Origin of the sequence: Cellvibrio sp. ARAG 10.3 (assembly GCF_051846955.1) — a bacterium.
GTDB lineage: Bacteria > Pseudomonadota > Gammaproteobacteria > Pseudomonadales > Cellvibrionaceae > Cellvibrio.
In genome coordinates this window covers 262996-288969 of the sequence record NZ_JBPYCU010000005.1, presented here as the reverse complement: position 1 = coordinate 288969, position 25974 = coordinate 262996, and the positions used below count along the sequence as shown (strand labels likewise).

At 52.3% G+C, this 25974-nt stretch carries 24 protein-coding genes; 18 read left to right on the top strand and 6 right to left on the bottom strand.

All coding sequences use genetic code 11. The features are described from left to right. The first annotated feature begins 3 nt into the window (after positions 1-3). The 14 genes from ACSV5M_RS09165 (at position 4) to ACSV5M_RS09100 (ending at position 13922) form a co-directional block, all read left to right on the top strand. The gene (locus ACSV5M_RS09165) at positions 4-366 is read left to right on the top strand and encodes a response regulator (protein ID WP_439175689.1); all 363 of its coding nucleotides are present in this window, start codon (positions 4-6) and stop codon (positions 364-366) included. A 2-nt stretch (positions 367-368) separates the two neighbouring features. After that, entirely contained in the window at positions 369-674 is a 306-nt protein-coding gene (locus ACSV5M_RS09160; protein WP_439175688.1) for an STAS domain-containing protein, read from the top strand. Between the two features lie 36 nt (positions 675-710). Next, positions 711-2897, top strand: a complete 2187-nt coding sequence (locus ACSV5M_RS09155) for a chemotaxis protein CheA (RefSeq protein ID WP_439175687.1) — start codon at positions 711-713, stop codon at positions 2895-2897. Between the two features lie 79 nt (positions 2898-2976). Further along, the gene (locus ACSV5M_RS09150) at positions 2977-3444 is read left to right on the top strand and encodes a chemotaxis protein CheW (protein ID WP_439175686.1); all 468 of its coding nucleotides are present in this window, start codon (positions 2977-2979) and stop codon (positions 3442-3444) included. Positions 3445-3466: 22 nt separating this feature from the next. After that, entirely contained in the window at positions 3467-5137 is a 1671-nt protein-coding gene (locus ACSV5M_RS09145; protein WP_439175685.1) for a methyl-accepting chemotaxis protein, read from the top strand. A gap of 21 nt (positions 5138-5158) precedes the next feature. Then, on the top strand, positions 5159-5962 hold the full coding sequence (locus ACSV5M_RS09140) for a CheR family methyltransferase (protein WP_439175684.1): 804 nt from the start codon (positions 5159-5161) through the stop codon (positions 5960-5962). Between the two features lie 74 nt (positions 5963-6036). After that, on the top strand, positions 6037-6519 hold the full coding sequence (locus ACSV5M_RS09135; RefSeq protein ID WP_439175683.1) for a chemotaxis protein CheD: 483 nt from the start codon (positions 6037-6039) through the stop codon (positions 6517-6519). 45 nt (positions 6520-6564) lie between these two features. Continuing rightward, positions 6565-7596: a protein-glutamate methylesterase/protein-glutamine glutaminase gene (locus ACSV5M_RS09130; RefSeq protein ID WP_439175681.1), complete on the top strand. Its 1032-nt coding sequence runs from the start codon at positions 6565-6567 to the stop codon at positions 7594-7596. Further along, the gene (locus ACSV5M_RS09125; protein ID WP_439175679.1) at positions 7596-8819 is read left to right on the top strand and encodes an EAL domain-containing response regulator; all 1224 of its coding nucleotides are present in this window, start codon (positions 7596-7598) and stop codon (positions 8817-8819) included. Before ACSV5M_RS09130 ends, ACSV5M_RS09125 begins: the two co-directional genes overlap by 1 nt. Positions 8820-8909: 90 nt before the next feature. Further along, positions 8910-11522, top strand: a complete 2613-nt coding sequence (locus ACSV5M_RS09120) for an intermembrane phospholipid transport protein YdbH family protein (protein ID WP_439175759.1) — start codon at positions 8910-8912, stop codon at positions 11520-11522. A gap of 27 nt (positions 11523-11549) precedes the next feature. Next, a complete protein-coding gene (locus ACSV5M_RS09115) occupies positions 11550-11738 on the top strand; it encodes a YnbE family lipoprotein (RefSeq protein ID WP_439175677.1) in 189 nt (62 codons plus the stop codon). A 28-nt stretch (positions 11739-11766) separates the two neighbouring features. After that, positions 11767-12120, top strand: coding sequence for a YdbL family protein (locus ACSV5M_RS09110; RefSeq protein WP_439175676.1), 354 nt, complete (start codon positions 11767-11769; stop codon positions 12118-12120). 83 nt (positions 12121-12203) lie between these two features. Next, positions 12204-12701: an acyl-CoA thioesterase gene (locus tag ACSV5M_RS09105; protein WP_439175675.1), complete on the top strand. Its 498-nt coding sequence runs from the start codon at positions 12204-12206 to the stop codon at positions 12699-12701. Positions 12702-12863: 162 nt separating this feature from the next. Further along, entirely contained in the window at positions 12864-13922 is a 1059-nt protein-coding gene (locus tag ACSV5M_RS09100; protein ID WP_439175674.1) for a GDSL-type esterase/lipase family protein, read from the top strand. 118 nt (positions 13923-14040) lie between these two features. Here the strand turns inward: ACSV5M_RS09100 and ACSV5M_RS09095 are convergent, their stop codons facing one another. The 4 genes from ACSV5M_RS09095 to ACSV5M_RS09080 form a co-directional block, all read right to left on the bottom strand. Beyond that, complete coding sequence (locus ACSV5M_RS09095) at positions 14041-15519, bottom strand: sodium:solute symporter family protein (protein ID WP_439175673.1); 1479 nt, start codon at positions 15517-15519, stop codon at positions 14041-14043. A gap of 74 nt (positions 15520-15593) precedes the next feature. After that, entirely contained in the window at positions 15594-15986 is a 393-nt protein-coding gene (locus ACSV5M_RS09090) for a RidA family protein (RefSeq protein WP_439175672.1), read from the bottom strand. Next, positions 15983-17461, bottom strand: a complete 1479-nt coding sequence (locus tag ACSV5M_RS09085; protein ID WP_439175671.1) for an N-acyl-D-amino-acid deacylase family protein — start codon at positions 17459-17461, stop codon at positions 15983-15985. Before ACSV5M_RS09085 ends, ACSV5M_RS09090 begins: the two co-directional genes overlap by 4 nt. Before the next feature lie 70 nt (positions 17462-17531). Then, positions 17532-18398, bottom strand: a complete 867-nt coding sequence (locus tag ACSV5M_RS09080; RefSeq protein WP_087468076.1) for a MurR/RpiR family transcriptional regulator — start codon at positions 18396-18398, stop codon at positions 17532-17534. Between the two features lie 190 nt (positions 18399-18588). Between ACSV5M_RS09080 and ACSV5M_RS09075 the strand changes: the two genes are divergently transcribed. The 4 genes from ACSV5M_RS09075 (at position 18589) to ACSV5M_RS09060 (ending at position 24056) form a co-directional block, all read left to right on the top strand. Further along, positions 18589-19863 (top strand): amino acid deaminase, encoded by a 1275-nt coding sequence (locus ACSV5M_RS09075; protein WP_439175669.1) that lies wholly within the window; start codon positions 18589-18591, stop codon positions 19861-19863. 90 nt (positions 19864-19953) lie between these two features. After that, the gene (locus tag ACSV5M_RS09070; protein ID WP_439175668.1) at positions 19954-22377 is read left to right on the top strand and encodes a beta-N-acetylhexosaminidase; all 2424 of its coding nucleotides are present in this window, start codon (positions 19954-19956) and stop codon (positions 22375-22377) included. Between the two features lie 143 nt (positions 22378-22520). Continuing rightward, positions 22521-22913, top strand: a complete 393-nt coding sequence (gloA2, locus tag ACSV5M_RS09065) for an SMU1112c/YaeR family gloxylase I-like metalloprotein (RefSeq protein WP_439175666.1) — start codon at positions 22521-22523, stop codon at positions 22911-22913. Between the two features lie 216 nt (positions 22914-23129). Next, the gene (locus ACSV5M_RS09060) at positions 23130-24056 is read left to right on the top strand and encodes a hypothetical protein (RefSeq protein WP_439175664.1); all 927 of its coding nucleotides are present in this window, start codon (positions 23130-23132) and stop codon (positions 24054-24056) included. Positions 24057-24101: 45 nt separating this feature from the next. Here the strand turns inward: ACSV5M_RS09060 and ACSV5M_RS09055 are convergent, their stop codons facing one another. Beyond that, on the bottom strand, positions 24102-24950 hold the full coding sequence (locus ACSV5M_RS09055; protein ID WP_439175663.1) for an ABC transporter ATP-binding protein: 849 nt from the start codon (positions 24948-24950) through the stop codon (positions 24102-24104). A gap of 12 nt (positions 24951-24962) precedes the next feature. Beyond that, positions 24963-25949, bottom strand: coding sequence for an ABC transporter permease (locus ACSV5M_RS09050; protein WP_439175661.1), 987 nt, complete (start codon positions 25947-25949; stop codon positions 24963-24965). Positions 25950-25974: the final 25 nt, after the last annotated feature.

The window sequence follows — 25974 nt, the reverse complement described above, 5'->3', positions numbered from 1 at the left end:
TACATGTCGAAAACGATCCTGGTCGTCGATGACTCTGCCAGCATCCGCCAAGTCGTCAGCATGACGTTGAAGAGCGCCGGCTACAGTGTGATTGAAGCCGTTGATGGCAAAGACGCTCTCACTAAACTGGACGGGCAAAAAGTTAATCTGGTTATCTCTGACGTTAATATGCCGAATATGGATGGCATCAGTTTTGTGAAAGAAATGAAACAGAAAGCCAACTATAAATTTACACCGGTGATTATGTTGACAACCGAAGGCTCAGACGAAAAGAAAAAAGAAGGTCAGGCCGCCGGTGCTAAAGCCTGGGTCGTGAAGCCCTTCAAGCCTGAGCAAATGTTACAAGCTGTGTCGATGTTGATCTGACCATGAATATCAGCCGCAAAAAAAATAAAGACCATACGCTGATCAAACTGGCCGGAGAGATGACAATCTACAACGCCGCGCAACTTAAGCAGGAACTCTTTGCCGATCACGCCAGTTTGCCCGCCAAGGTTGTGCTGGATTTACAAGCCGTTACCGAAATAGATACCGCCGGTTTACAGATCTTGTTGTTGCTGCAAAAGACCCTGGCGGAACGTTCAGTTGTTGTTTATATCGCGCGGATGAACGAGGACGTCGGGCAAATTTTCCAGGTGCTCGACCTGAAGGGTTATTTTTCCTTTGATGTATAACCTGTCGGCCTGTCGGCTGACCAACGGAACCCGACCATGAATCTCGATGGAGCTTTACAAACTTTTTTTGCGGAAGCAGAGGAGCTGCTGCACTCCATGGAGTCCGGCCTGTTGAGCATGGAGGAGGGAAGTGCGGATGCCGAAACACTGAACGCGGTGTTCCGCGCGGCCCATACCATTAAAGGCTCGGCCGGTTTGTTTGGCCTGGATAACATCGTCAGCTTTACCCATATCGTCGAAAATGTGCTGGACCGCGCGCGCGACGGCAAAGTAGACATCAACAGTGATCTCCTGAGTGTGTTGTTACCCTGCCGTGATCACATTGCGACCCTGGTGGATGATGTGATGAACCAGCGCGACAGCGACGCGGCCTGCTTTGCCAAAGGCCAGGCGTTATTGACGGCGCTTGAACCCTGGCTGGATGATGCCGTGAAATACAGTCCGACGGTAACCGTATCAACCCAATCAGCTTCTGAATCCGTAACAACCCACGATAAAAGCGCCTGGCATATTTCAGTGCGCCTCGGTCCGGACTTATTGCGCAATGGTATGGATCCTTTGTCTATCCTGCGCTACCTGCGCACGCTGGGCGAGATAACCCACATCACCACCTTGACGGATCATTTGCCGTCGATTGATCACTTTGATCCGGAAGCCCTGTACCTCGGTTTTGAAATCACCTTAAACAGCGACGCAAGCCAGGAGACTATTGAAAGCGCGTTTATGTTTGTGCGTGAAGATTCCAACATCCAGATTATTCCGCCGCGCAGCCATACAGATGCTTACATCAACCTGATCAAAAGCTTACCGGAGAACACCCATCGCCTCGGTGAAATCCTGGTAAAGAGCCATGCGATTACCTATCAGGAACTGGAGCAGGCGTTATCCACCCAAAAGCAGCAGGCGAAGGAACTGGAACCGGTCGCCTTGCTGGGGGATATCCTGGTGCGTGACCAGGCGGTATCTCCGGCGTTGGTTAATGCGGCATTGGATAAGCAGAAAAAAAACGCGGAAAAAGCCGGTAGCCAAGAGAATAAATTTATTCGGGTAGACGCTGAACGCCTGGATCATCTGATCAACCTGATCGGTGAGCTCGTGATCAATCGGCAGCGCGTGGATCTGCTTGCCGGAAAGCTGGGCAGCAACAGTTTGATTGAAGCCGTTAATGCCATGGGCAATTTTACCGAACAGATTCGCGATGCGGCTTTAACATTGCGCATGGTACCCATCGGCGATACGTTTCAACGATTCAAGCGTGTGGTGCGTGATACCGCTAAAGAATTGGGCAAGGATATTCAGCTCGATATCAGCGGCGCCGAGACGGAATTGGATCGTTCTATGGTTGAAAAACTCACCGATCCCCTGACGCATATTGTGCGCAATGCCATGGATCACGGTATCGAACCGATTGCGCTGCGGCGCGAACGCCACAAACCGGATACCGGTGTGATTTCACTCTCGGCCTATCATGATGCCGGCAATATTGTTATTCGCATTGCCGATGACGGCGGTGGTCTGGATCTGGAAAAGATTCGTCGCAAAGCGATTGCAAATGGCGTGATTGAAGAAGCAGACACGCTCACCATCCACGAACTTTATCAATTGATTTTCCATCCCGGTTTATCGACGGCAGAGCAGGTCACTAACCTGTCCGGTCGCGGCGTCGGGATGGATGTGGTCAAGCGCAACATTGAAGCCTTGCAAGGTGGTATTGAGATTGACAGCGAGTTGGGTGTAGGTACGCGCTTCACCATTCGCTTGCCATTAACCCTGGCGATCATTGATGGCTTCCATGTCGATGCCGGCGGCATTGATTTTATTGTGCCGCAAAATACGATTCTTGAATGCGTGGATCTGCCATCACTTCCTCAGGTGGAAGGCCAACACTGTGTCAATCTGCGCGGTGAACAGGTGCCTTATATTCGCTTGTCGGAATTATTTCATCTGGCGAAGAAAAATAACCAGCGCGAAAAGCTGGTGGTCGTGCAATTTGGTGAAAGCCGCGCGGGTATTGTAGTGGATGACCTCCACGGTGAAATTCAAACGGTGGTAAAACCCATGGGACCAATATTCCACGCGTTGAAAGGTATCGGTGGTTCCAGTTTACTAGGCACCGGAGCGGTTGCACTGATCCTTGATGTGCCGCAGCTGATCGGTTTTGCTGTGAATGTTGAACACCGGCGTAACAGCGCGTTTTCGCTGGGGCCCGCCGGCAGCCATTAATGCGGGCAGCGGCAACAGATATTCAAGGGTTTTAATGATGAATGACTTACAGAGACAGAAAAAAAGCAGCGCAAGTGCTGTGACCAAACAATTTCTCACGTTTCGCATCGGCCACGAGCATTACGGCCTGGAATTGTCGCAGACGCGCGAAATTATCGAATACGGCGGGATTACGGAAATCCCTCTGATGCCGAACTTTCTGCGCGGTGTGATTAACCTGCGTGGAGAGGTGGTGCCGGTGATTGATCTTGCCGTGCGCCTTGGCAGAAAACCGATCAGCGTACAGCGGCGAACCTGCATCATTGTAGTGGAGCTGAAAAGCCAGGAGCAAAACCATGTGTTGGGTTTGCTGGCAGATGCGGTAAGCGAAGTGATCGAATTGGATGAAACCAGCATTGAAGATGCGCCCTCATTCGGTGCCAATATTCGTGCGGAATTTATTCTGGGCATTGCCAAACAAGGCGAGCAATTTATTGTGTTGTTGAATGCAGATAACACACTTTCTATCAGAGAGTTGGCGCACCTGGTCGAAGCGCAATTACAGTAGCGGTTAATCGAGGGAGAACATCATGTTACGCAACCTTTCTTTAAAACTGAAGATTATCGTACTCAGTGCGTTGATCGTCGCGGGATTGTTGGGGCTGGGTTTAGCCGCTATCAGCCAGATGCAAGCCTACAACGCCATTGTGGATGACAGCCTGATCAAGATTCAGCGGCGCTCTGATGCGCTGGCCGATGTGGAAAAAGCCAGTGTCAGCTTCCGTCTGCAGGTGCAGGAATGGAAAAATATTTTATTGCGCGGCAACGATAAAGCCCTGTATGACCGTTATTATCAAAGCTTCATTGAGCAGGAAAAAGCCGTGCAGGAGTATTTGCAAAGCGGTATCCGCCGGCAGAAGGAAGAAAATCATGACTACGCTGCCTTCGAGGTGTTGCTCAACGATCATCGGGAGATGGGGGCCAACTACCGCGAAGCGCTAAAACGTTTTGACCATGCCGACCCTGAAGCCGGAAAAAAAATCGATAACCTGGTGGCGGGGATGGATCGTTCTGCCAGCCAGCATATGTTGGAACTGGCAGAAACCATGTCCACCAATTTTGCAGCATTTATCAAGGAAACTGATAGCCATGTTGACGCTCTCTACAACGAGGCGTTTCGCGAGATGATCATTATTATTGTCGTGGCCTCGTTGGTTATTCTCAGTATCATGATTCTGATCTTCCATGACCTGTTCCGTATGCTTGGCGGCGAACCTGCCTATACTGCTGACGTGGTCAGCGAAGTGGCGCAGGGCAACCTGGCGGTAGATATCCAGTTAAAGCACAACGACAAAAAATCATTGCTGGCGACTATCGCGCAGATGCGTCAACAACTTTCACAAATTATTGCAGAAGTACGCAGTTCAGCGGATGCACTGTCGTCTGCATCGGAAGAAGTCAACGCAACTGCCCAGTCTTTGGCAAAAGGTGCGTCGGTACAAGCGGCCAGTGTGGAGGAAACCTCTGCCTCTATGGAAGAAATGTCGGCATCTATTGCGCAGAATAATGAAAATGCCAGTGTTACCGATGGTATTGCCCAAAAGGCGGCCAAGGATGCAGTCAGTGGCGGCGAAGCGGTGGCTGCCACGGTCGACGCCATGCAGAAAATTGCCGAACGTATCAGCGTGATTGACGATATCGCTTACCAAACCAATTTACTCGCGCTGAACGCAGCCATCGAAGCGGGGCGTGCCGGTGAACACGGACGCGGCTTTGCCGTTGTGGCATCGGAGGTGCGCAAACTCGCAGAGCGCAGTCAGGTAGCTGCCCAGGAAATCGGCGCGCTGGCGACCGAGAGTGTCAAACGTGCTGATCTGGCCGGCAATTTGTTGCAGGAAATGGTTCCGTCGATTCGCAAGACGGCAGATCTGGTGCAGGAAATTGCCGCTGCATCGTCAGAGCAAACCTCCGGCGTGAATCAGATCAACGGCGCGATTGGCCAGGTCAGCCAAACCATGCAGCAAAATGCGGCTGCATCGGAAGAGTTGAGTTCCACCGCCGAAGAAATGAGCGCGCAAGCATTGCGCTTACAGGAATCGATGACCTATTTCCGCCTTGCCAATGACAATAAGGGCGGCAATTATCAATCGCTGGCGCCGCGTCGAGAATATGCCGGCGAGGCCGTTCGGCCTTCCGCTACACACAAAAAGTCATCCCTAAGTAATGATGACCTTGATAAAAACTTTGTTCGCTTTGATTGATATAGTGACTGTGCGCGGCCTATGAACCAAATACCCAACGACAAGGAGTTTTTTTTATTTCAGCAGTTGATCTTCCAACGTTTGGGTATTCATCTGCCGGTGCAAAAAAAGGCTTTGCTGAGTAACCGCTTATGGAAGCGGTTGCAAGCTTGTCAGATGGAACGCTTCGAAGAGTATTATCGTTTCATCATTAGCCCCCAAGGCCGCGAAGAATTAAACAAGGCACTGGAGCTGATAACAACCAACGAAACCTATTTTTTTCGCGAACCAAAACATTTTGATTATTTGCGAGATGAGCTGTTACCTCACTGTCGTCGAGGTGAAACCTTTCGCGTCTGGAGTGCCGCGGCCTCTACCGGTGAGGAACCTTATAGTATCGCGATGGTGTTGCGCGACCGGTGTCCAACCGAGTGGGAATTATTGTGCTCCGACGTCAACGCAACTGTGATCGGCCATGCGCGCACCGGCATATACCCGGAGATGCGTACACGCAGTATTCCCGAAGGCTACCTGCGGCGCTTTTGCCGCAAGGGCATTGGTCCGGAAGCGGGCAACATACGGGTGGTAGCAGAATTGCGCGAGCGGGTTGATTTTTTTACGCTGAACCTTCATCAGGAATATGCTGATATTGGTCAGTTCGATTTAATTTTTTTACGCAATGTGTTGATCTATTTTGAAAACGAGACCAAACAGAAAGTGCTCGAACGTATTGCAGGCAAGTTGAAACCCGACGGTGTATTGTTCGTCGGCCACTCGGAAAGCTTGCACGGTATTACTGAACGCTTTGTGCCGGTCCGTCCGGCGATCTACCGTCGGGCAAAATAGCATTGCAAACAAATAAATGATGGGCTGGTGTCGGGCGTTACATGTGCAATCGACATTACCCAAGGGTATGACCTATGCCTGCGGATAAACTGTTAAGCATTCACCCGGGCGACTGGTATTTCGGCCACGGCTACAACCGTTTGCATACGGTATTGGGTTCCTGTGTTGCGCTCACTGCCTGGCATCCGACCCTAAAACTGGGCGGCATGTGTCATTTTCTGTTGCCACAACCGCCGGTTCGCAGCCGAACGACTGCCCCGGATTGCCGTTATGCGGAGCATGCATTATTTGCAATGAAGCGATCCATGTTGCGTTACGGGGAGATGCGCCATTTTGTTATCGGTTTATTTGGTGGCGGCGATATGTTTACGCTGTCCGGTCCATCGGCGATTGGTGAAAGCAATATTGAATACGCCCGCCAATGGCTTGCGCGGGAACGGTTGGCAGTGCAGAAGATCGATGTGGGCGGCACGGTATCGCGTTCGCTGACCTTGTTTATGCAAACCGGGGAGATTCAGCTGAAACTCTACAACAGCCGCCCGGCAAACAGAGCCTGAATCGTGCATAGAAGCCTTCTCAAAAATATGGCCTGGTGAAGTGTTATGGCAATAGCAGTATTGGTTGTCGATGATTCTGCGGTAGTGCGGCAAGTGTTAACGGCGGTCCTGAATGAAGCGCCGGACATCAACGTCTATGCCACAGCGTCTGATCCTATCTTTGCGCAGATGCAAATGCAGAAGCGTTGGCCGGATGTGATTGTGCTGGATATCGAAATGCCGCGCATGGACGGTTTGACATTTTTGCGTAAATTGATGGCTGAGAAACCGACGCCGGTTATTATTTGTTCGTCGTTGGCAGAAAAAGGTGCGGAGCTTTCATTGCAAGCACTATCCGCCGGTGCTATCGATGTGGTCACCAAACCACAGTTGGGCGTGAAAGATTTTTTATTGGAAACCAAACAGCTGTTATGGCAACTGGTTCGTGGTGCTGCCAGTGCGCGCATTGCACGCCGGCGCAACGAGTCGGTGCCGGCGTCAGCACCGGCCACTGTTGATCTGGTAAAAATGACGGCAACTACCGACAGGCTCAGTGTGATCGGCACATCCACTGGTGGCACCCAGGCGCTTGAGCAAATACTCTCCGCGATTCCGCGCACCTGTCCCGGGATTGCGGTGGTACAACACATGCCGGAAAAATTTACCGCGGCTTTTGCGCGCCGTCTCGATGGTTTGTGCGATGTCGAGGTGAAAGAAGCGGAGAGCGGTGATCGTTTGATTGCCGGTCGCGTGTTGATTGCGCCGGGTGGCTTTCATATGGAAGTGCAGCGTTCCGGGGCACAATACATCACCAAAGTGTTTCGCGGGCCGGCGGTGAATCGCCATTGTCCGTCTGTGGATGTGCTGTTTCGTTCTGCGGCCCGCGCGGCGGGACGTAATGCCACGGGAGTATTATTGACCGGCATGGGCGACGATGGCGCCCGCGGCCTGTTGGAGTTACGCAATGCCGGTGCGCGTACCGTCGCGCAGGATGAAGCAACCTGCGTGGTATTCGGTATGCCCAAAGAGGCCATTAACATAGGCGCTGCCAAAGATATTTTACCGCTGTCGAAAATTCCTGGCGTGCTGGAGACCTGATGATGATAGAGCGCATACAAGATATTCGTTTGCTGGTAGTTGATGACAGCAATGTGCAACGGCAACATGCACAGGGTCTCGCGCAACAACTGGGTGTGGCGGCGATTTTCGGTGCGGTCGATGGTGCCGATGCATTGCGCGTATTGCAGCAGCAACAGGTGGACGTGGTGATCATTGACCTGGAGATGCCGGTAATGGACGGCGTTGAATTGCTGCGCTCTATTGCGCAACAACAGCTAGCCAAAAGTGTGATCATCCTCAGCTCAAAAGATCCCGTGCTAATCTCCAGTGTTGGCACCATGGCGGAAGCCGATGGTTTATATGTGCTGGGCACCTTTCATAAACCGATGCAGGTCGAATTGTTGAAATGCAGCCTGTTGCGTTTCTTGCAAGATAGTCGTATTCAGCCAACTGCGGTGCAGGACACGGCGCTACCCGAAGTAACGGCTGTTGAATTAAGCCAGGCGCTGGAGCGCAATGAGTTAAGTCTGGCTTATCAACCCAAATTAACGGTGCAAGGTTTATTATTGCGTGGCGTTGAGGCGTTAGCCCGTTGGCACCATCCCGAAAAAGGTTTTATTTCGCCCGGTTATTTTATTCCCCTGGCCGAACGGCACGGCATCATCGATGTATTAACGCGTCACCTGTTACTGAAAGCATTAAAGCAAAAACAGGTATGGCAACAGCACGGCCTGGGTTTTCATCTCGCATTTAATTTGTCGCCGCTGTCGTTAGCCGATCCCCACATGGCCGATTGGATGACGCAACTGGTGACCGACCATAGCATTCATCCGTCTGACCTGACCCTCGAAGTGACCGAAAATGCGTTACTGGGTGAACTGGCCTGCGCAATTCAAACCCTGGCGCGTTTGCGTCTGAAAGGTTTCAATATTGCCATCGACGATTACGGCACCGGCTTCGCCAACGCGCAACAACTATCGCGTGTGCCGGCAACGGAATTAAAACTGGATCGCTCTCTGGTGGATCGTGTTGCGTCCCGCCCCCAGCAGCGAACCATCCTGGCCAGCACGGTTGACCTGGCGCGAAACCTCAAACTGTCTACCGTGGCGGAAGGGGTGGAAACCCTGGAAGACTTTCTGGTACTGAGTGAATTGGGTGTCGACCAGGTGCAGGGTTTTTATTTTTCGCGGCCTCTGCCGGCGGATGAGCTGGTCACCTGGTTACAACAGGGATTAAATCAATGCCGCAAGGCATTGCAATAGCGATTGAACTGCCTGACTATTTGCAGATCCTATTTTCATATCCGCTGACCCAGTTGTGGTGTGAAAAAGCCCTGAGAAGACAGATCTGTGATGAAATCACTGGTGCAAAAAATCCTCGCCGTACTGACCTTCGGTGCGCTATTGCTGGCGCTTGTCGGGTTGGTGGCTTTCTGGCAAATCAATCGGCTGATTACAGACATGGGTGTGCAGTCGCTCGATTATCGCATTGAAAAAATCCGTTTATCCTCGGCCCATTTTTCCGATCTTACTTTTCATTACACTCCCGACGTGACGGCGGACACTAATGCCGTCAGTACCAGCCATCAGGTGAATGCGGCAGATGTTCGTATTACGTGGGATTGGTTAGGTGTATTCAGCCCACAATTATTATCTATTGATGTTGCCCAATTGCATTGGCACATCATACAGAAAGGCGAAATATCTTCCGCCACTTCAAATTTTGCGCTACCCGAGGATTGGTCGATACCGGATTTTTTGCCTGACACGCTCCATGTCCATCGTGTCCAATTAATCCTGCCGTGTCCGTCGGGTGAATGTTTTCTGACAGGTAAACTTAATACTCAACAGACGGAAGAAAAACTCAGTTTGCACGGACAATTTTCGCCGGGAGCAGAGCTGCGTTCGCAGTACATTGATGTCAGCGTCGATTACCGGTTGAACAAGCAACTGCCTGCATTAACCCTGCACGTTACTGCCGAAGATTATCTTCACGCTGAGCTGGCCACACAATTACAAGACGCTGACAACTTGCTCTGGTCCGGCGAAGTCAATGCCCAGGCCCATTATCCGGAGACCTGGTTATTGGAGGCACTGGCCGATTGGCATATCAGCCTCGACAACCAATGGGCTCAAACCCTGAATCAACCGATGACTATGCGGGCGCGATGGCAGTTGGCTGTTGAGCCTTTACTGCAATACGACATATTACCCTGGCATAAACTGTTGCATGGTGCGGTTGAAATGGATGTGGATATGGCGTCACCCATTGCGGTGGAAAATATCGGCACCTTTTCCGGCAAGGCAGCGCTGCGGATTAATGCTAATGAGGGCGCACTACAGGCCTATGAACTATCTGCCGATGTGTCAGTGGCCGAGCCGGTGTTACCTGCGGCGTGGCAATCCCTGGGGATTGATATGGAACGGGTGGATATCCGCTTGGCGTCCCGGGCTGATGCGGTCAGCTTCAGCGAATTGCCGGTGCAGCTTGTTATTCGCACGCAAGGTAAATTACAAACGAACGCCGATGTGCGTGCGTCAATCAATGCGGTCGATAAAACCTTGCATCTACCCGATGTCCAACTGGATGCACAGCTTGCGCAATTCCATGCGCTGCCAGATGTGCACATCAGTGATCTGAACTTATCCTGGCGTGGTGCGGCAGGGTGGCAAGGCAATCAATTTACCCTGCGCGCCCAAGCACCTTCACGTGTGCAAGGTGACCTGCACGCAACCGCCTGGTCGCTTGATGCTCGCTCGACAAAATTGGTCCTGGATAACCTGGCCGTGTCCGGCGTTTGGGATGGCGATGCAGTAGATTGGGACAACTTGCATATCGATGCCGCTGCGCAATTGAACATCGCACAACTGCAACACCCACAGTTACATACCAAGCCCTGGCAGTGGAGGGGAAGCCTGCAGGGCAGCTTGGCCGATCTGACGGCGCGTGGAGAGGTTACGGTTAGCAACTCAGTGGTTGTCTCCCATGTGGTGAAACTCAAGGCTGACGAATTGCAAGCTGATTGGCAATTACGCGATAGTTTTTTGTTGGCAGGAAATCCATTTGCAGATGTTTCCCGGGGGTGGCCGCCCTTATTATCACTGACCCAAGGTAAGGTAAAAGGAGAAGGCAAGGTTACTTTTGACCTCAATAAACAGTCATTAAAAAAAGGCGTAGCGACATTGATGTTGAACGATATTTCCGGCATCTATGACACGATTCTGTTTCAAGGTTTAACCACTAACTTATCCTTATCTGCCGGACCGAAGGTATTCACTTTGGCAACAGAGGCATTGCAGGTTAAACAAATAAATAAAGGTTTTGTCTTTGGCCCACTCAGAGCCGCCGGCATCTACGAAGCCGGGTGGGAAAATCCCACCGAAGGAAAACTGATGGTGCAGGATGTTTATGCCGATGTTATCGGTGGCAGCGTGACCACGCCGGCGCAAGTTTTCGATCTGTCCAAAGACAAACAATCCCTGGTATTAACACTGGACAATATTGACCTGGGTTTGTTGTTGCAGCAGCATCCTTCCTCTGAACTCTCCGGCAGTGGCCGAATCTCAGGCACAGTACCGATCGAGATTACCGCCAAGGGCGTGAGCGTACCGAACGGCGTGGTGGCCGCCCGTCCGCCGGGCGGGCAATTGCAACTGCATTCCGAGCGAGCGGAAGCGCTGGCCAAATCCCAGCCCAGCATGAAGTTGATCACCGATGCCCTTGAAGATTTCCATTACACTGTGCTGGCCAGTGAAGTCAGTTACGATGAAGACGGCAAGCTTCTATTAGCCCTGCGTCTGGAAGGCAGGAACCCGGCCCTGGAAAATGGCCGGCCGGTTCATTTCAATATCAACCTGGAAGAAGATTTGCCGGCGATGATCGCCAGCATTCAGTTGAGTAACCAGATCAGCGATATAGTAAAAAAGCGTTTGCAGGAACACCTACGAAAACGATCCGCCCGTTAACCATTATGATCAACAAAGGACGATATTATGTTCATTACCCGCAGTGGTTTTTTGGCATTGCTTCTGGCAATGGCGGCGTGTACGCCAACGGTGCAAGTCGCGGTGCCGAATGAGCCAATCAATATCAATCTCAACGTCAAGATTGAGCACGAAATTTATATCAAGGTCGACAAACAATTGGATGAGCTATTTAGCGATTCCAGCGGTTTGTTTTAATCCTACTGACATGCGCAAGGAGTTTACGATGAAATTTATATCCTTAACAAAACTGGGTCTATGTAGCTTATTGTTAGCCATGTCGTTACCGTTGATGGCCATGAATCTGCAGCAGGCAATGAGCAATCTCGGCACAGCAAAAGAGCAGGGGCTGGTGGGCGAACAACCGGACGGTTATCTGGGCGTAGTAAAAGCAACCGGCGATGCGGCGGAAATCGTCAAGCTGATCAACAACGCACGGCGGGAACAATATCAACGCCTGGCCAAAGACAACAATCTGTCCCTAGGTGATGTTGAAGCCATGGCCGGGCAAAAAGCCATCGAAAAAACCCAGGCGGGCCATTACATCCAGGTAAATGGAAAATGGGCAGAAAAGCCGTAATCTTTGCCGATAGGTAACACGGTCAGCAGCATGGTGTGTTAATTGCTAATACTCCGGCACTCACGGCAAAAAAGGTTTGTGTTATGGAATCCAATGAACATCGCCTCAGCATGAGTGTGCTGATGACCCCGAATATGGCTAATTTTTCCGGCAAGGTGCACGGCGGCGAATTATTATCCTGGCTCGATAAGGTTGCTTACGCCTGCGCCAGCCGTTATGCCGGACGCTACGTGGTGACCTTGTCGGTGGACCGGGTAATTTTTCGGCAGGCCATTAATGTCGGCGAGCTGGTCACTTTTCTTGCATCGGTCAATTACACCGGTAATACCTCGATGGAAGTGGGCATCAAGGTGATTACCGAAGATATTCGCTCAAAAGTAGTGCGTCATACCAACAGTTGTTACTTCACCATGGTTGCCGTGGACGATGACGGCAAGCCCGTTGCAGTAGAGCCGTTGATTCCCGGTACAGAGGAAGAAAAGCGTCGCTTTGAAGAAGCCAAACGACGGCGGGAATTGGTGCGTAGGCAGGAAGCTGAGCACGATGCGATTAAAAGTGAAGTGAGCAAGTTGAGCTTGTAGTGGATCAGCTCGGTATTCAAATAGGCTATGGGCAAGATATTTTTTGTTAAATAACTTGTCCTTAGCTTTTTCATCAGTTTACATTCCCCTCGCCTGACGGCACCTCGCGGCCAGCAAGCCGCAAGGTCGCATCGAAAAAAATAAATTATTATCGAGGTTTCTATGTTTAAAAGCGCGTTGTTAATTCTGATTCTTTATGCCGTGACGGGTTGCGCACATCACTCGTCAAATTCCTCTGTCTCTGCCGATGGTTTTTCTGGCGAGAATGTTCGAATGATTGGGCGTTTCGAGCAAAATAAACACGGCGAAGCAGCCTTTACCTGGCCGGGCTCGGCACTGGAATTCCGTTTTGAGGGCACCGAGGCCGGCATCACTATTGCCAGCAATGGCAAGACCCGTTTTGAAGTGGATGTGGATGGTGTCGTGTCTGATTTATGGGTAAAGGAAGGCGAGGCGTTTTACACGCTCGCATCCGGTTTGAAGCCCGGTGTCCACCTTCTGCGTTTGACGCGTTTGACGGAGTCTTTTTCGGTAGTGACTCGTTTTACCTCTGACCCACACACCGACGGAAAGCTATTGTTACCTCCGGCGGCCCCGTCACGCCGTTTGCTCGCGGTGGGTGACTCCATTACCGCCGGTTACGGTGTAGAAGGTGAAAGCCAGGCCTGCCCTTATGCGCCGGAAACCAGCAATCAACAATTAACCTATGCAGCGTTGGCGGCAGATGCGCTGAATGCAGATTTGCATACTATTGCCTGGTCGGGGATTGGTGCCTGGCGTTCATACGGTGAAGAAAAGCCGGTCAATCCGACCATTCTTGAGCGTTATAAGCGCACCCTGGCCGACGATCCTGACAGCCGGTGGGATGTGGCGCGTTACCAGCCGGATGCGATTACCATCGCCATAGGCACCAACGATTACTGGCAGGGCTCGGTTACCGATGAATATCAACTGCGCATGATCAGCCTGATTGATCATATTCAACGCGACTATCCCGGCAAACCGATTTATTTAATTGTCAGCCCGATGCTGACCGGCGCCGCGCGCGATGATCAAAAAGCGCGGTTAACCGCATTGGAAGAGACCAATGTCCATGTACTGGATCTGGGCAAGATTGAACAGGTGGATGGTTATGGTTGTGATTATCATCCCAACACCACGACGCAACAGCGCTCTGCGCAAGCCTTGATTAATCGCCTGCGCGCCGACCTTGGCTGGTAATGTTGTAGGTCGGATTAGCGCAGCGTAATCCGACGCGATCTTACAACGAAGAACAAATACGATTCCTCGCTGAAAAAAAATGTCGGATTACGCTGCGCTAATCCGACCTACGATGTATTCAGGATTCGGTGGCGGGGGTGCTGGCAGGTTGTCTGTCGGTTTTATCGCGTTGCGCGGCAAGTAAAGCCAGAGCTTCATCCGCTGAAACCGAATTGCGTGGTGTCATCAGGCTGATGATGATGCCTGCCAAAAGTGCAACACTGACCGAAGGCAGAATCGGATTGCCTAACGCCGTCATGGCCGCGGGGGTTAACATTACCGCAAACGAGGTTGCTGACGCACCCACCAGCGATGCAATGGCACCTTGCCAGGTATAACGCGGCCAGAATTTTCCCAGCACACCACAGGCGAACATGCCGGACATCACGGTAGAAATCATATTGGTGATGTAGGTGATGATATCGTCCGACGCCAGCGCAAAACTTAACGCGAGCCCGGTGACAAACACCACGCCAATGCGTGAATAACCAATCATCTTTTCTTTGGCTGGCGAACGTCCGGTCACGATAATAAAAATATCACGCAATAAAATCGCCACCCCGGCAATCGCATCCGAGCTGGCGCTGGACATGGTGGCGGACAAGCCGGCAATCAACACAATGATGCCGATATACAGCGGCAGTACCTCCAGCGCGAGAAATGGAAACGCAAAGTTGCGATTATCCAGTTCCGGATTGAGTGCAAAGGCGGCCATGCCGATCAGTGCCGGGATAAACGAAAAAAACAAATACAAACCGCCGGACATGACAAACGATTTTCGTACCGAACTGACACTGGCGCCGGAATAAATCCGCTGGCGAAATGATGGTGTTGCGAGTACACCGACGGCTACCACCATCATCAGCGACAGCGCGTGCAACGCGCCGATTTTATCGATGGCCAGAAAGCTGATATTGGCATCAGGCTGCGCGGTCATCATGGCATCCCAGCTGCCGACCTTGTCGATAGCGAACAAGGCCATCAGGATAAAACCGAAAAATAAAATAATGGCCTGGATGGTGTCGGTCCAGACTACGGCGCTGTAGCCGCCGATCACCACATAGATACTGAAACCCACGGCGATAATAATCTTGGCGGTGGTTGCATCGATATCAGCGATCCAGGCCAGGTACATGCCGCCGCCGAGAATATGCGCACCCAACCAACCGATACACGCGAGAAAAATCAGCACGCCGACAATATTTTTTACCGCCAGATTCGCACCGACGTAATACGACAATTCTTCACTCATGGTCATAAAGTGCAAATTGCGCGTGGGGGCAAACCACCAGGCGGTCAGCAAGATGCCGATGGCACCACCAATGCCGTAGAGGGCGCCGGCCCAACCATTGGCATAACCAAAACCCACTGCACCCATGGAGGAACCGGTGCCGACCATGGTGGCTACTGTGGTACCCATGGTCAGCAACAGCGGCAAACTGCGTCCTGCCAGCAAGAAATCATCGCCGTCTTTTTGCTTGCGCGACACAGCCCAACCCAGCCAGATTAAAAACAATACGTATACCGTGAATGCAATCAAAAAGGCCTGGCTGTTCATGGGATTTCCCGTGCTTTTTATGTAGGAATTTTTATCGTGTGGCGGCAGGAAAACCGCCGCCGAAAACGTGAATATTATTTGGCAGGATCTTTGTAGCAGACCACACCGACTTCGACCTTGCAGTCCACGACCAGGTCGCACACTGAGCAGATACGTGCCGGTGGATGTTCTCCGAAGACTTCACGGAAGACTTTGTTGAACGATTGAAAATAACGTGCATCGGTCAGGATGACGGTGACATGAACTACGTCGGCCAAACCGTAGCCGGCACCTTCCATAATCTTCAAGCAATTGTTAATTGCCAGGCGGGATTGCTCAACGATACCGCCTTCAACCACTTCACCATCGGTCATGGGTGTCTGACCGGATACATACAACCAACCACCGGCGGCTACCGCGCTGGAAAAAGGCAAATGCTGACCACCGGTGCCAACGCCGCCTGCGGCACCGAAACGAGTAATGCTCATAAGGTTTCCTCACATAAAACTAACGATGATGTTGACGGGGATTGCACGGCGCGCGCGAGAAATTTGCCGGTGCGCTGCGCACTGAGTTGGCCATTGCTATACGACAAGTGGCCATTCACCCAGACTTTTTCGATGCCGGCAGCGCTTTGTTGTGGCCGCTCAAAGGTCGCCGTATCTTTGATGCGGTCGATGTTGAACAGCACCAGGTCGGCAAAATAATTCTGTGCGATCAGGCCGCGTTGATGCAATTTGAATTCTTCGGCGGACAAGCCAGTCATCTTGCGCACGGCCACGGGCAAATCAAACAAACCCAGATCGCGCGCGTAATGGCCGATCACCCGCGGGAAGGTGCCCCACAAACGCGGATGCGGATGCGGATCATTAGGTAAACCATCGGAGCCGATCATGGTGCGGGGAAAACGCAGGATATTGCGTACGTCTTTTTCATCCATGCCGTGATACACCGCGCCGGCGGGAATCAGTTTTTTAGCGGCGTCGAGCAGCGGCAATTTCCAGTCCGCCGCAATCTCCGCCAGCAGGCGTCCGCCCATCTCCGGGTGCGGTTCGGACCAGGTAATAAACACGTCGTAATCGTCAGTGACCTGACCCAGGTCCAGGGTGCTGGAACTGGCAGAGTAGGGGTAGCAATCGCAGGCAATCTTTTGCGATTGAGCATGGTGTTCAAGGTGTTTGATGATCTCGCCACTGCGTCCCCAGTTACCGGCACCGGCACACTTCAGGTGCGACACAATCAGTGGAATCTTGCCGTGTTTGGCCGTCGCAAAGGCTTCGTTCATCGCCTCGATAATGCCATCGAATTCGGTGCGCAGATGGGTGGTATAGATGCCGTCAAAGCGGGCCAGCTCTTCCACCAGCGCCATGACCTCTTCGGTGGGAGCGCTGATGGCGCTGTTGTAGGCCAGACCGGAGCTCAAGCCCAAAGCGCCCTGTGCCATGGCCTCGCGCAGCTGCTTTTTCATGGCGTCGATCTCCAGCCGTGTGGCCGGGCGCATCAGGTCGTCCATATGATTACTGCGCAGTGCCGTATGGCCCACCAGCGCACCGACATTGACGGCGGGCTGGGCCGCTTCAACGGCGCTGACATAATCCTGAAAAGTCGGGTAGCTAAAGTCGCTTTGTTTGCCCAGCAGGTTCATGGGATTGGGCGGTTCACCGGTCAGGGTGACCGGGCTGGCGCTGATGCCGCAGTTACCCACAATAACGGTAGTGACGCCCTGGGTAATCTTGGCGCGCATCTCCGGGGCTTTAATGACATGGGTATCGTCGTGGGTGTGGACATCGATAAAGCCGGGGGCGAGGAATAAACCCTCAGCATCGATTTCGGTATGGGCGTGGATATTGCTGCCAGCCGGGTGGAGCGAGATCCTTTCGTCACGTATGGCGACATCGGCAGCAAAGGCGGGAGCCCCGCTGCCATCAATAATGGTGGCGCCACGAATCAGGGTTTCGTACATCGTCATCACTCATCGGGGTAAGTCGATAAGCCTGCCGGGAAACCGCTGAAATGGCTGATTTCAGAAGTCCCTAGTCCCCCAGGGGCAAACGATCCTTACCGTGTTTGTGTATATCCAGGTTGTGCTTCAAACGCCGCAGTTTTTCGCGGCTCTTACGTTTGTTTTTAATGGCCAGCTCCGTCGCCAGTACATCGATCGCCGCCATCATGACGTAGCGCGATGCGCTGGGTTTGAAGATGTAATCTGTCTCTATCGGCTCTATGGGTATCACCAGATCCACCGACTTACCCAGCGGCGAATCGGCCGGGGTAATCGCAATGGTCTGGGCGCTGTACGCGCGGGCAATCTCTGCTGCCTCGTTAACATCCGGGCTATAACCGCCCAATGACAAACAAATCACGACATCGTTGTTATCAATCGCCGCTGCCGCCATGCGCATCAGCATGGGATCGGAATACGCCGTCGCGGCGAATCCCAGGCGAAACAGGCGATGCTGGCATTCCTGGGCCATGATGGTGGACCCGCCACCCACGCCAAAGATCAGGATCTGGCGCGCCTTGCTGAGCATCTCCACCGCTGTGTACACCGTCTCGACGGTGATAAGCTGCGCGTTAAAGTCCAGCGCGCTCTTGATGGTTTCATAGATGCCATGGATACCGGTTGGCTCGACCTTGACCTCGGAGATAAACCGCTGGCCCACCGCCATGGATTGAGCCAGGCGCAACTTGAGATCGCGGACATTTTTGCAGCCCAGAGCGCGGGCAAACCGGGTGATCGTGGCTTCGCTCACCTCGGATTTCTGCGCAAGCTCGCTGATGCTGGCGTGCGCAGCAAAATTCAGGTCATCCAGAATCAGTGTAGCTATTTTCCGTTCAGCGTCACTTAACTGGTCGTAGAGCTTGGCGATCTGCGACACCATGTCTATCTCATAACTCACGGTCGGCTCCTCTGGCATCAGTATCGTCAACCATCGGGTACCGCCGAGCTATTCGGTCATGATACACGAATGTTTGAAAATACCAATAATTGTCTTTAAATTGTGATAGTTTCTATCATTTTGTCCGCGTGAGAGCGGGCGGCTATAAGAGCCGTATGTTGCCATATTTATGCTTGATCAGGGCCTATTCATGAGTGTGTATAACAATTCTTCTCTGGACATCGCCGAGGCACTTGCCGACGCGCCACTGGTGGTTAAAGGGGGCGGCAAGCCGGAGTTCTACCGCAAGCCGGGTTGGAATTTGCTGCGCGAGGATGTGAGCTTGCCGGCCGCCGTCCTCTATCGTTCACGGCTGGAAAACAACCTGCAGTGGATGCAGCGCTTTGCCGACAAACGCAAGGTCAGCCTGGCGCCCCACGGTAAGACCACTATGGCGCCCGCATTGTTTGCGCACCAGATGGCGGCGGGCTCCTGGGCGATGACCCTGGCCACCGCCACTCAGGTGTCGGTGGCGCATCGCTTTGGTGTGCGCCGGGTGATCATGGCCAACCAGTTGGTTGGACAGCGCAACATGGCGATCATCAGCGAGTTGCTCGCCAAAGGCCTGCTGGATTTCTACTGCCTGGTGGACTCGCTCGACAATGTGCGGGAGCTGGCCAGCTTCTTCAGTGCGCGCAACCAGAGCCTGCAAGTGCTCATTGAGATAGGTGTACCGGGTGGGCGCTGTGGTACCCGCACGCCGGAGGATGTTCAGGTTCTGGTGGAAGAAATTGCCCGCCATCCAGTGATCAAACTGGCGGGTATTGAAACCTACGAAGGGGTCATCAAGGGCGATAACCTGGCGGAGCGTATCCGGGCTCATGTGACGATGGTCAAGGATGTGTGCCTGGACCTGCTGAACAAGGACGTTTTTGATGCGCAGAAAATTGTGCTGACCGGTGCCGGTTCCGCCTGGTATGACATCGTAGCGGAGGTATTTGGCGAAGACCTGAACCAGCGCATTATCCCGGTGATCCGCCCCGGCTGTTACATCGTTCACGACCAGGGCTTGTGCATGCACAACCAGGACAATTTGATGGCCCGCTGCGGGCTGGATGCCGAGGTGGATGGCGATCTGCAATCGGCCATGGAAATCTGGGCTTATGTGCAATCCATCCCCGAGCCGGGCCAGGCGGTGATTGGCCTCGGCAAGCGCGATGTGGCTTTTGATGCGGGCTTGCCCATTGCCAATTTGCATTACCGTCCGGGCAGCGACGTGCCGACACCAGCCTCTGGCGAATGGCGCGTTGTCTCCATGATGGATCAACACGCAGCCATGACCTTTCCGGCGGGAGATGATGTGCGTGTGGGTGACATCATCGCCTTTGGTACGTCCCATCCCTGCCTGACTTTTGATAAATGGCAACAGATGTGTGTGATCGACGATAACTATAACGTGGTGGATCTGGTGCGCACCTTTTTCTAAAAAATGCCGTTTTAATTTTTCGTTTGAATTTTCATAGTCAGCAGGTGCGATCCTGCTGATGCCTTACCTGACCCAACAGTGAATGCTTTTATGAAAACGTGTGTTTTTTTCCTGCTGACTTTTTTTTCGCTTTTTACGTTCGCGGCTCCCGCCACTGAACTGGATCTAATGCCTTACCCCAAACAACTTACCTTGCAATCCGGCTACCTGAAACTGGATAAATCCTTCCATGTAGTCATTGATGGCGCGGACTCGCCGTTGCTGCGTAAAGAGCTGGAACGTTTTGTGACGCGTCTGCAAAAGCAAACCGGCCTGACCGTCGTATCGCCAGCGATTCGCAAGGCCGATGCAAAAAAAATAACCGCGCCCGTGTTGCGTGTTGTGGTGGCGAATATACCGGAGACCGAAAACGGCTATGCCCTGGAACGCGATGAAACCTATCGTCTTGAGGTTAATTCAGCGCAGGTTAACCTCACCGCCAATACCCGCACCGGTGCCGTGCGCGGTTTGGAAACCTTGCTGCAACTGATTGGCGTGCAGAAAAAAACGGTGCGGGTCCCGCACATGGTGATTGAGGATGCGCCGCGTTTTGTTTGGCGCGGCGTGCTGCTGGATTCTTCGCGTCATTTTTTATCGATAGACACCCTCAAGCGTCAACTGGATGCGCTGGCGGCGGCCAAGTACAACATCTTCCACTGGCATTTGACGGATGACCAGGGTTGGCGAATGGAGTCCAATGCCTTCCCCAAACTGCACGAATTGGCGTCGGACGGCGAATATTATTCGCAGCAGGATATTCGCGAGATTGTGGCTTACGCGCAACAGCGCGGTATTCACGTCTTGCCGGAGATCGACATTCCCGGCCACGCCAGTGCCATCGCGCTCGCCTATCCGGCATTGATGTCCGCACCCGGTCCCTATGAAAAAGAAATTCGCTGGGGCGTACACAAGCCCACCCTCGATCCGACCAATGAAAAGGTCTACGAATTTGTCGATAAGTTAATGGCGGAAATCAGCACGCTGTTTCCGTTTGAATATGTGCATATCGGTGGCGATGAAGTTGACCCTGAGCATTGGAATAACAATGCGGACATCCAGGCGTTTATGAAAAAAAATGCCCTGGCAGATCACCGTGCGCTGCAAGCCTGGTTTAACCGCCGCGTAGTAAAAATTCTGGAAAAACATCAACGCAAGATGATCGGCTGGGATGAAATCCAGCATCCTGATTTGCCGAAGAATATTGCCATTCAATCCTGGCAGGGGCCGGACGCGGTGAGCGATGCAATCAGCCATGGTTTTCAGGCGATCTTGTCCACCGGCTATTACCTTGATCAGCCGCAACCGGCGGCGTATCACTATCGCAATGACCCGGTACCGGTGATGGAGTCGATCAATGATCAGGTGCGTGCCGGCGAAACCTGGCAGACCTGGTCATTTGAAATCCCGCGCAAACGCGGCAGTGCCATCAAAGGCACGTTTACGTTGATTGAGAATGAAGATGACCAGCGGGGATTTATCGATTTTGCAGGTAAGTCACGCCGCGCGCTTCATGCTATGAAAAATATTCACGGTGAGACGCACTTTCACCTGGATACCTGGATGGGTGTATTTGCACCGCGCATTACATTAAATAATGGACAATTGCAGGGCGATGTGATCGTCGGCAACACACCCTATACGATCAGCGGCAAACAGATTGCCGGCTCCACAATGCCGGGAACTCAAATGCCATCGGCCATTCATCAACCAGCGCTGACCGATGCGGCCCGTGAACTGGTGTTAGGTGGCGAAGCAGCGCTCTGGGCTGAACTGGTTGATGACACTGTGATTGATTTGCGTTTGTGGCCGCGTGCTTTTGCTGTCGGTGAACGGCTCTGGTCTCCGCTGGCGTTGCAAGATGATGGCTCCATGTATCGCCGGATGCAGCGTGTCAGCGATCTCGCCGTGGTTTCGATTAACCTGCAACACCACCAACAAGCGCGCGACGGCATGAGTAAATTTGTCAGTAAGCCGCAGGACATCAAGCCGCTGGAAATATTTTCCCAGGCAATTGAGCAAGCACAGTATTACCATCGCCATCATGAAAAACATGTCTATGGCACATACTCCAAAGCTGATCCGTTAAATTTTTTTGTAGATACCCTGCCGGCGGAAAGTCTGGCGGTACGTGAGCTGGATCAGTTGGTAGACAATTTCCTCGAAAATCCCCGCGATAAAAAAGTGCGGCAACAACTGCTGGCTTTACTGAAAACCTGGGAAAAAAATCACCAACCTTTGATGCAGGTTATCGAACGAAACCCGCGCCTGGCCGATATAAAACCCCTGGCGCAACGAGTTGATCAGGTAACGCAATTGGGCTTGAAGCTAGTGGAACAACTTGTCCGCGAAAAGCCGTTGCCTGTCGGGCAGGTTGAGCCGGCACGAAAGCTCCTGCGTGATGCACAACAAATGCATCAGGAAATCGTCGTCAGTGCAGCTTATCCCATCGAGAAGTTGTTGAACGCGGCCTACTAACCCTTTATCAGGCTCTGCCCGGCATTCACGCAGTGAAACCGTGAATGCCTTCACGCCCCGCTATCTGAAAGTAATATTCCGCTGGCACCCCGGCGGAATATTGCTATGCTTTCTGTCATCTCTTCTCTGCACGCAAGAAACCTATGACACTCCAGGGCATCCACCACGTCGCCATTATCTGCTCCGATTACACCCGTTCCCGACATTTTTATGTAGATATTCTCGGGCTACGGGTTTTGGCGGAGAATTACCGCGCCGAACGCGATTCCTGGAAGCTGGACCTGGCGTTGCCGGACGGTTCACAGCTGGAGTTATTCTCCTTTCCAAACCCACCGCCACGACCGAGCCGACCAGAAGCCCAGGGGCTTCGGCATTTGGCTTTTCGAGTGACAGATATCCATCAGCAGGTAGAACGCCTGGTGGCGCAGGGTGTCGAGGTTGAGCCGATTCGGGTGGATGAATTTACCGGAATGCGCTACACCTTTTTTCAAGATCCAGATGGTCTGCCATTGGAACTATACGAGATCAGTCTATAGTTCTCCGTCAGTTGCCGAAGTCACTCATCTTTATCAATAAACGTTACACATTAAAATCACTAATCCTGAAGTCGGCACAAAAGGTAGTAGGGTGTAGGGTGCGAGACCATCACCGACAGGATGTCGGTGCTGAGCCTACAGGGACGTATTCACGGCGTGTCTCGCACCCTACACCCTACTACCTGTCCAAACGATTGAGAATTACTTGGGGAAATAATGAACGCAGTTAATATTTCATCGCATCGTTTTGCTAATCAGGTTTGCTTGGTAGCCATGTTTATTTTTCTACTGGCTTCACCAGCGCGTTCGCAAGACGTTGTGATTGCATTTGAAGATGTACTCGGCCCATCCGCCACACTGGATGGCATGGCGCGCACGCAGATGATTATCAGCGGTTTACGTCGTGCGGAGGTTGAGCAGGCATTGTTTCTGGTGCGTACCAAAAAAATCAATCCGCGCACCAAAAACAAAGAGCGATTGGCGCAGTACGACAAAGCCGGGCATATGTTGGCGAGTCATGGCCACGATCATAATCTGTTTAAAAAAGTTAACCTGTACGCTTACGAAATTGATCTATTAAAATCCAATGCGCTCTTGCAGGGCTTTAAAAACTATCATGGCTATTTTCATTTCGGTTATTACGCCGCCGGTGGTGACCTGAACGTGCGGCGCAAGCTGCGCGATTTTGCGCAGGAGAATGGGCTGCAACCGGTTTACGTGAATGTAAAAGTCGATGATGCCTACCTTAATCAACGCTATATCGAGCAAGTGAATGCTAATCGGCGGGTGGATATGGCGGCGTTGGAAAAAGTGTATGTGGATATGGTGTGGCAGGGTTTGGTGAATTATTACCAATATGCTATTCCAACGGTGGAGCAACCCAAGATTACTTTACTGCTGCAAGAAAATGATCTGGCTGCGTATTTTATTGCACCGCTGGTGGAAAAAATTCGTGAGCACGGCTGGAGAGTCAGCTCACCGACCACCGCATTTGGTTATCCCAAAGCAGGCCGCGCACCTATTGGCCTGCAAAACAGCGATGGCTATATGGCCGCACTTATGGGCATCGACCTGATGGCCAGGGATCTCCCCCTCTACCACCACAGCCCCACAGCCATCACTTATTTTCAACAAACCCCGTAGGTCGGATTAGCGGCAACGCCGCGTAATCCGACGCACATGAGCCAGCTAGGCAACATGATCACGTTTTGCTTCGGTGGTTTTTTCAGCGCGCTTGGGTGAAATAGGTTCGATCTTGCGTTGTTTTTCATACAGGAAACGCAGCACCGCGCTGCGATAGTGGTTGTATTCAGCATTGTCGGCCAGTGCCAGGCGATCACGTGGGCGCGGTAACTTTACCTCGAGAATTTCGCCGACCGTTGCTGCCGGGCCGTTAGTCATCATCACAATGCGATCAGACAGGAGCACGGCTTCGTCAACATCGTGGGTAATCATAATGACGGTATTGCCTAACTGGTTTTGAATCTCCATCAGTGAGTCTTGCAGGTGCGCGCGGGTTAATGCGTCCAGCGCGCCGAAGGGTTCATCCATTAATAAAATCTGCGGTTCCATCGCCAGCGCGCGGGCAATGCCAACACGCTGTTTCATACCCCCGGATATTTCGTCCGGGCGTTTATGCATCGCGTGGGTCATCTGCACCAGTTCCAGATTGTGTTCAATCCAATCGCGCATTTCCGCGCGGGATTTCTTGCCTTTGAAGACGCGCTTCACGCCCAGCTCCACATTCTGGTACGCGGTCAGCCACGGCAGCAGCGAATGGTTTTGAAACACCACAGCGCGTTCCGGGCCCGGCTCGTTCACTTCCTTGCCATTCAATACCACACCGCCGGTCGTGGCCTGATACAAACCGGCAACAATATTTAACACGGTGGACTTGCCGCAGCCTGAGTGGCCGATCAGCGACACAAATTCGCCCTTGGCAATCTTCAGGTTGACGTTTTGCAGCGCACAAAAAGGCCCCTTGGGTGTGGGAAACTCGATGCCTACTTTAGATAATTCCAGCTGTACCTGACTCATCACTCTATCCTCCTAACGGATAACGGCAGACTTGTCCCAGTTAATCCAGCTTTGTAACGCCAGCAAACTGCGATCCAGAATAAAACCGATAAAACCAATAATTAACACAGCCACACAAATACGCCCGAGTGAATCGGATGAACCATTCTGAAATTCATCCCACACAAATTTTCCCAGCCCGGGATTTTGGGCGAGCATCTCGGCAGCAATCAGTACCATCCAGGCGATGCCCAGGGATAAACGCAAGCCGGTAAACATCATCGGAATTGCCGAGGGCAACACGATGGTGCGCACGTGGGTAAACCAACTCAATCGCAGCACGCGGCTCACGTTGATCAAATCCTTGCTGACGCCGGCTACGCCTACTGCCGTGTTAATCATGGTTGGCCAGAGCGAACAGAGTGTTACCGTGAACATGGAGATCACAAAGGATTTGGAAAACATCGGGCTGTCAGTGACATAGGTTGCGCTCACCACCAGGGTCACTAATGGCAACCAGGCGAGTGGTGACACAGGTTTGAATAACTGGATCAGTGGATTAAACGCACGATACAGGGACTGACTCAAACCGATCACAATCCCCACCGGAATAGCGATCAAAGTCGCCAGCAAAAAGCCACATAAAACGGTAATCAGGCTGGTGAGAATTTTGTCAAAAAAAGTCGGTCGACCATTAAACTCCCGCACGCGAATCTCCGCTGTAGGATCTTCAGCTAAGATCTCGGCGTTACGTTGCTCCTGGCGCTCATAGAATTTCCGCTCCCGCTCATTCTCTGCGCGATATTCATCCACCAGGCCGGACCATTGTTGCGCGACTTCTTTCGGCCCCGGAAAAGTACCGAGTGAGGTATGGATATGTTGGGAGCCGATATGCCAGAACAATAAAAACAACAGCAGGCCGATGACCGGAATCAGTACGCCAAGTACGGCATCGCGTAGTTGCTGCGGTGATAACTTAACGGGGCTGATTTTTTTTAAATTAAGGATCGCGGTATTCATGGCATCTTCTCCTGTTGTACTGAAC

Excerpts from the sequence above, each read along its gene's own strand:
- ACSV5M_RS09160 (WP_439175688.1), top strand. The coding sequence starts at position 369 with ATGAATATCAGCCGCAAAAAAAATAAAGACCATACGCTGATCAAACTG.
- ACSV5M_RS09130 (WP_439175681.1), top strand. The coding sequence starts at position 6,565 with ATGGCAATAGCAGTATTGGTTGTCGATGATTCTGCGGTAGTGCGGCAA.
- ACSV5M_RS09155 (WP_439175687.1), top strand. The coding sequence starts at position 711 with ATGAATCTCGATGGAGCTTTACAAACTTTTTTTGCGGAAGCAGAGGAG.
- ACSV5M_RS09140 (WP_439175684.1), top strand. The coding sequence starts at position 5,159 with ATGAACCAAATACCCAACGACAAGGAGTTTTTTTTATTTCAGCAGTTG.
- gloA2 (WP_439175666.1), top strand. The coding sequence starts at position 22,521 with ATGACACTCCAGGGCATCCACCACGTCGCCATTATCTGCTCCGATTAC.
- ACSV5M_RS09095 (WP_439175673.1), bottom strand. The coding sequence starts at position 15,519 with ATGAACAGCCAGGCCTTTTTGATTGCATTCACGGTATACGTATTGTTT.
- ACSV5M_RS09165 (WP_439175689.1), top strand. The coding sequence starts at position 4 with ATGTCGAAAACGATCCTGGTCGTCGATGACTCTGCCAGCATCCGCCAA.
- ACSV5M_RS09120 (WP_439175759.1), top strand. The coding sequence starts at position 8,910 with ATGAAATCACTGGTGCAAAAAATCCTCGCCGTACTGACCTTCGGTGCG.
- ACSV5M_RS09115 (WP_439175677.1), top strand. The coding sequence starts at position 11,550 with ATGTTCATTACCCGCAGTGGTTTTTTGGCATTGCTTCTGGCAATGGCG.
- ACSV5M_RS09110 (WP_439175676.1), top strand. The coding sequence starts at position 11,767 with ATGAAATTTATATCCTTAACAAAACTGGGTCTATGTAGCTTATTGTTA.
- ACSV5M_RS09090 (WP_439175672.1), bottom strand. The coding sequence starts at position 15,986 with ATGAGCATTACTCGTTTCGGTGCCGCAGGCGGCGTTGGCACCGGTGGT.
- ACSV5M_RS09100 (WP_439175674.1), top strand. The coding sequence starts at position 12,864 with ATGTTTAAAAGCGCGTTGTTAATTCTGATTCTTTATGCCGTGACGGGT.
- ACSV5M_RS09055 (WP_439175663.1), bottom strand. The coding sequence starts at position 24,950 with ATGAGTCAGGTACAGCTGGAATTATCTAAAGTAGGCATCGAGTTTCCC.
- ACSV5M_RS09105 (WP_439175675.1), top strand. The coding sequence starts at position 12,204 with ATGGAATCCAATGAACATCGCCTCAGCATGAGTGTGCTGATGACCCCG.
- ACSV5M_RS09050 (WP_439175661.1), bottom strand. The coding sequence starts at position 25,949 with ATGAATACCGCGATCCTTAATTTAAAAAAAATCAGCCCCGTTAAGTTA.
- ACSV5M_RS09070 (WP_439175668.1), top strand. The coding sequence starts at position 19,954 with ATGAAAACGTGTGTTTTTTTCCTGCTGACTTTTTTTTCGCTTTTTACG.
- ACSV5M_RS09135 (WP_439175683.1), top strand. The coding sequence starts at position 6,037 with ATGCCTGCGGATAAACTGTTAAGCATTCACCCGGGCGACTGGTATTTC.
- ACSV5M_RS09085 (WP_439175671.1), bottom strand. The coding sequence starts at position 17,461 with ATGTACGAAACCCTGATTCGTGGCGCCACCATTATTGATGGCAGCGGG.
- ACSV5M_RS09125 (WP_439175679.1), top strand. The coding sequence starts at position 7,596 with ATGATGATAGAGCGCATACAAGATATTCGTTTGCTGGTAGTTGATGAC.
- ACSV5M_RS09075 (WP_439175669.1), top strand. The coding sequence starts at position 18,589 with ATGAGTGTGTATAACAATTCTTCTCTGGACATCGCCGAGGCACTTGCC.
- ACSV5M_RS09060 (WP_439175664.1), top strand. The coding sequence starts at position 23,130 with ATGAACGCAGTTAATATTTCATCGCATCGTTTTGCTAATCAGGTTTGC.
- ACSV5M_RS09145 (WP_439175685.1), top strand. The coding sequence starts at position 3,467 with ATGTTACGCAACCTTTCTTTAAAACTGAAGATTATCGTACTCAGTGCG.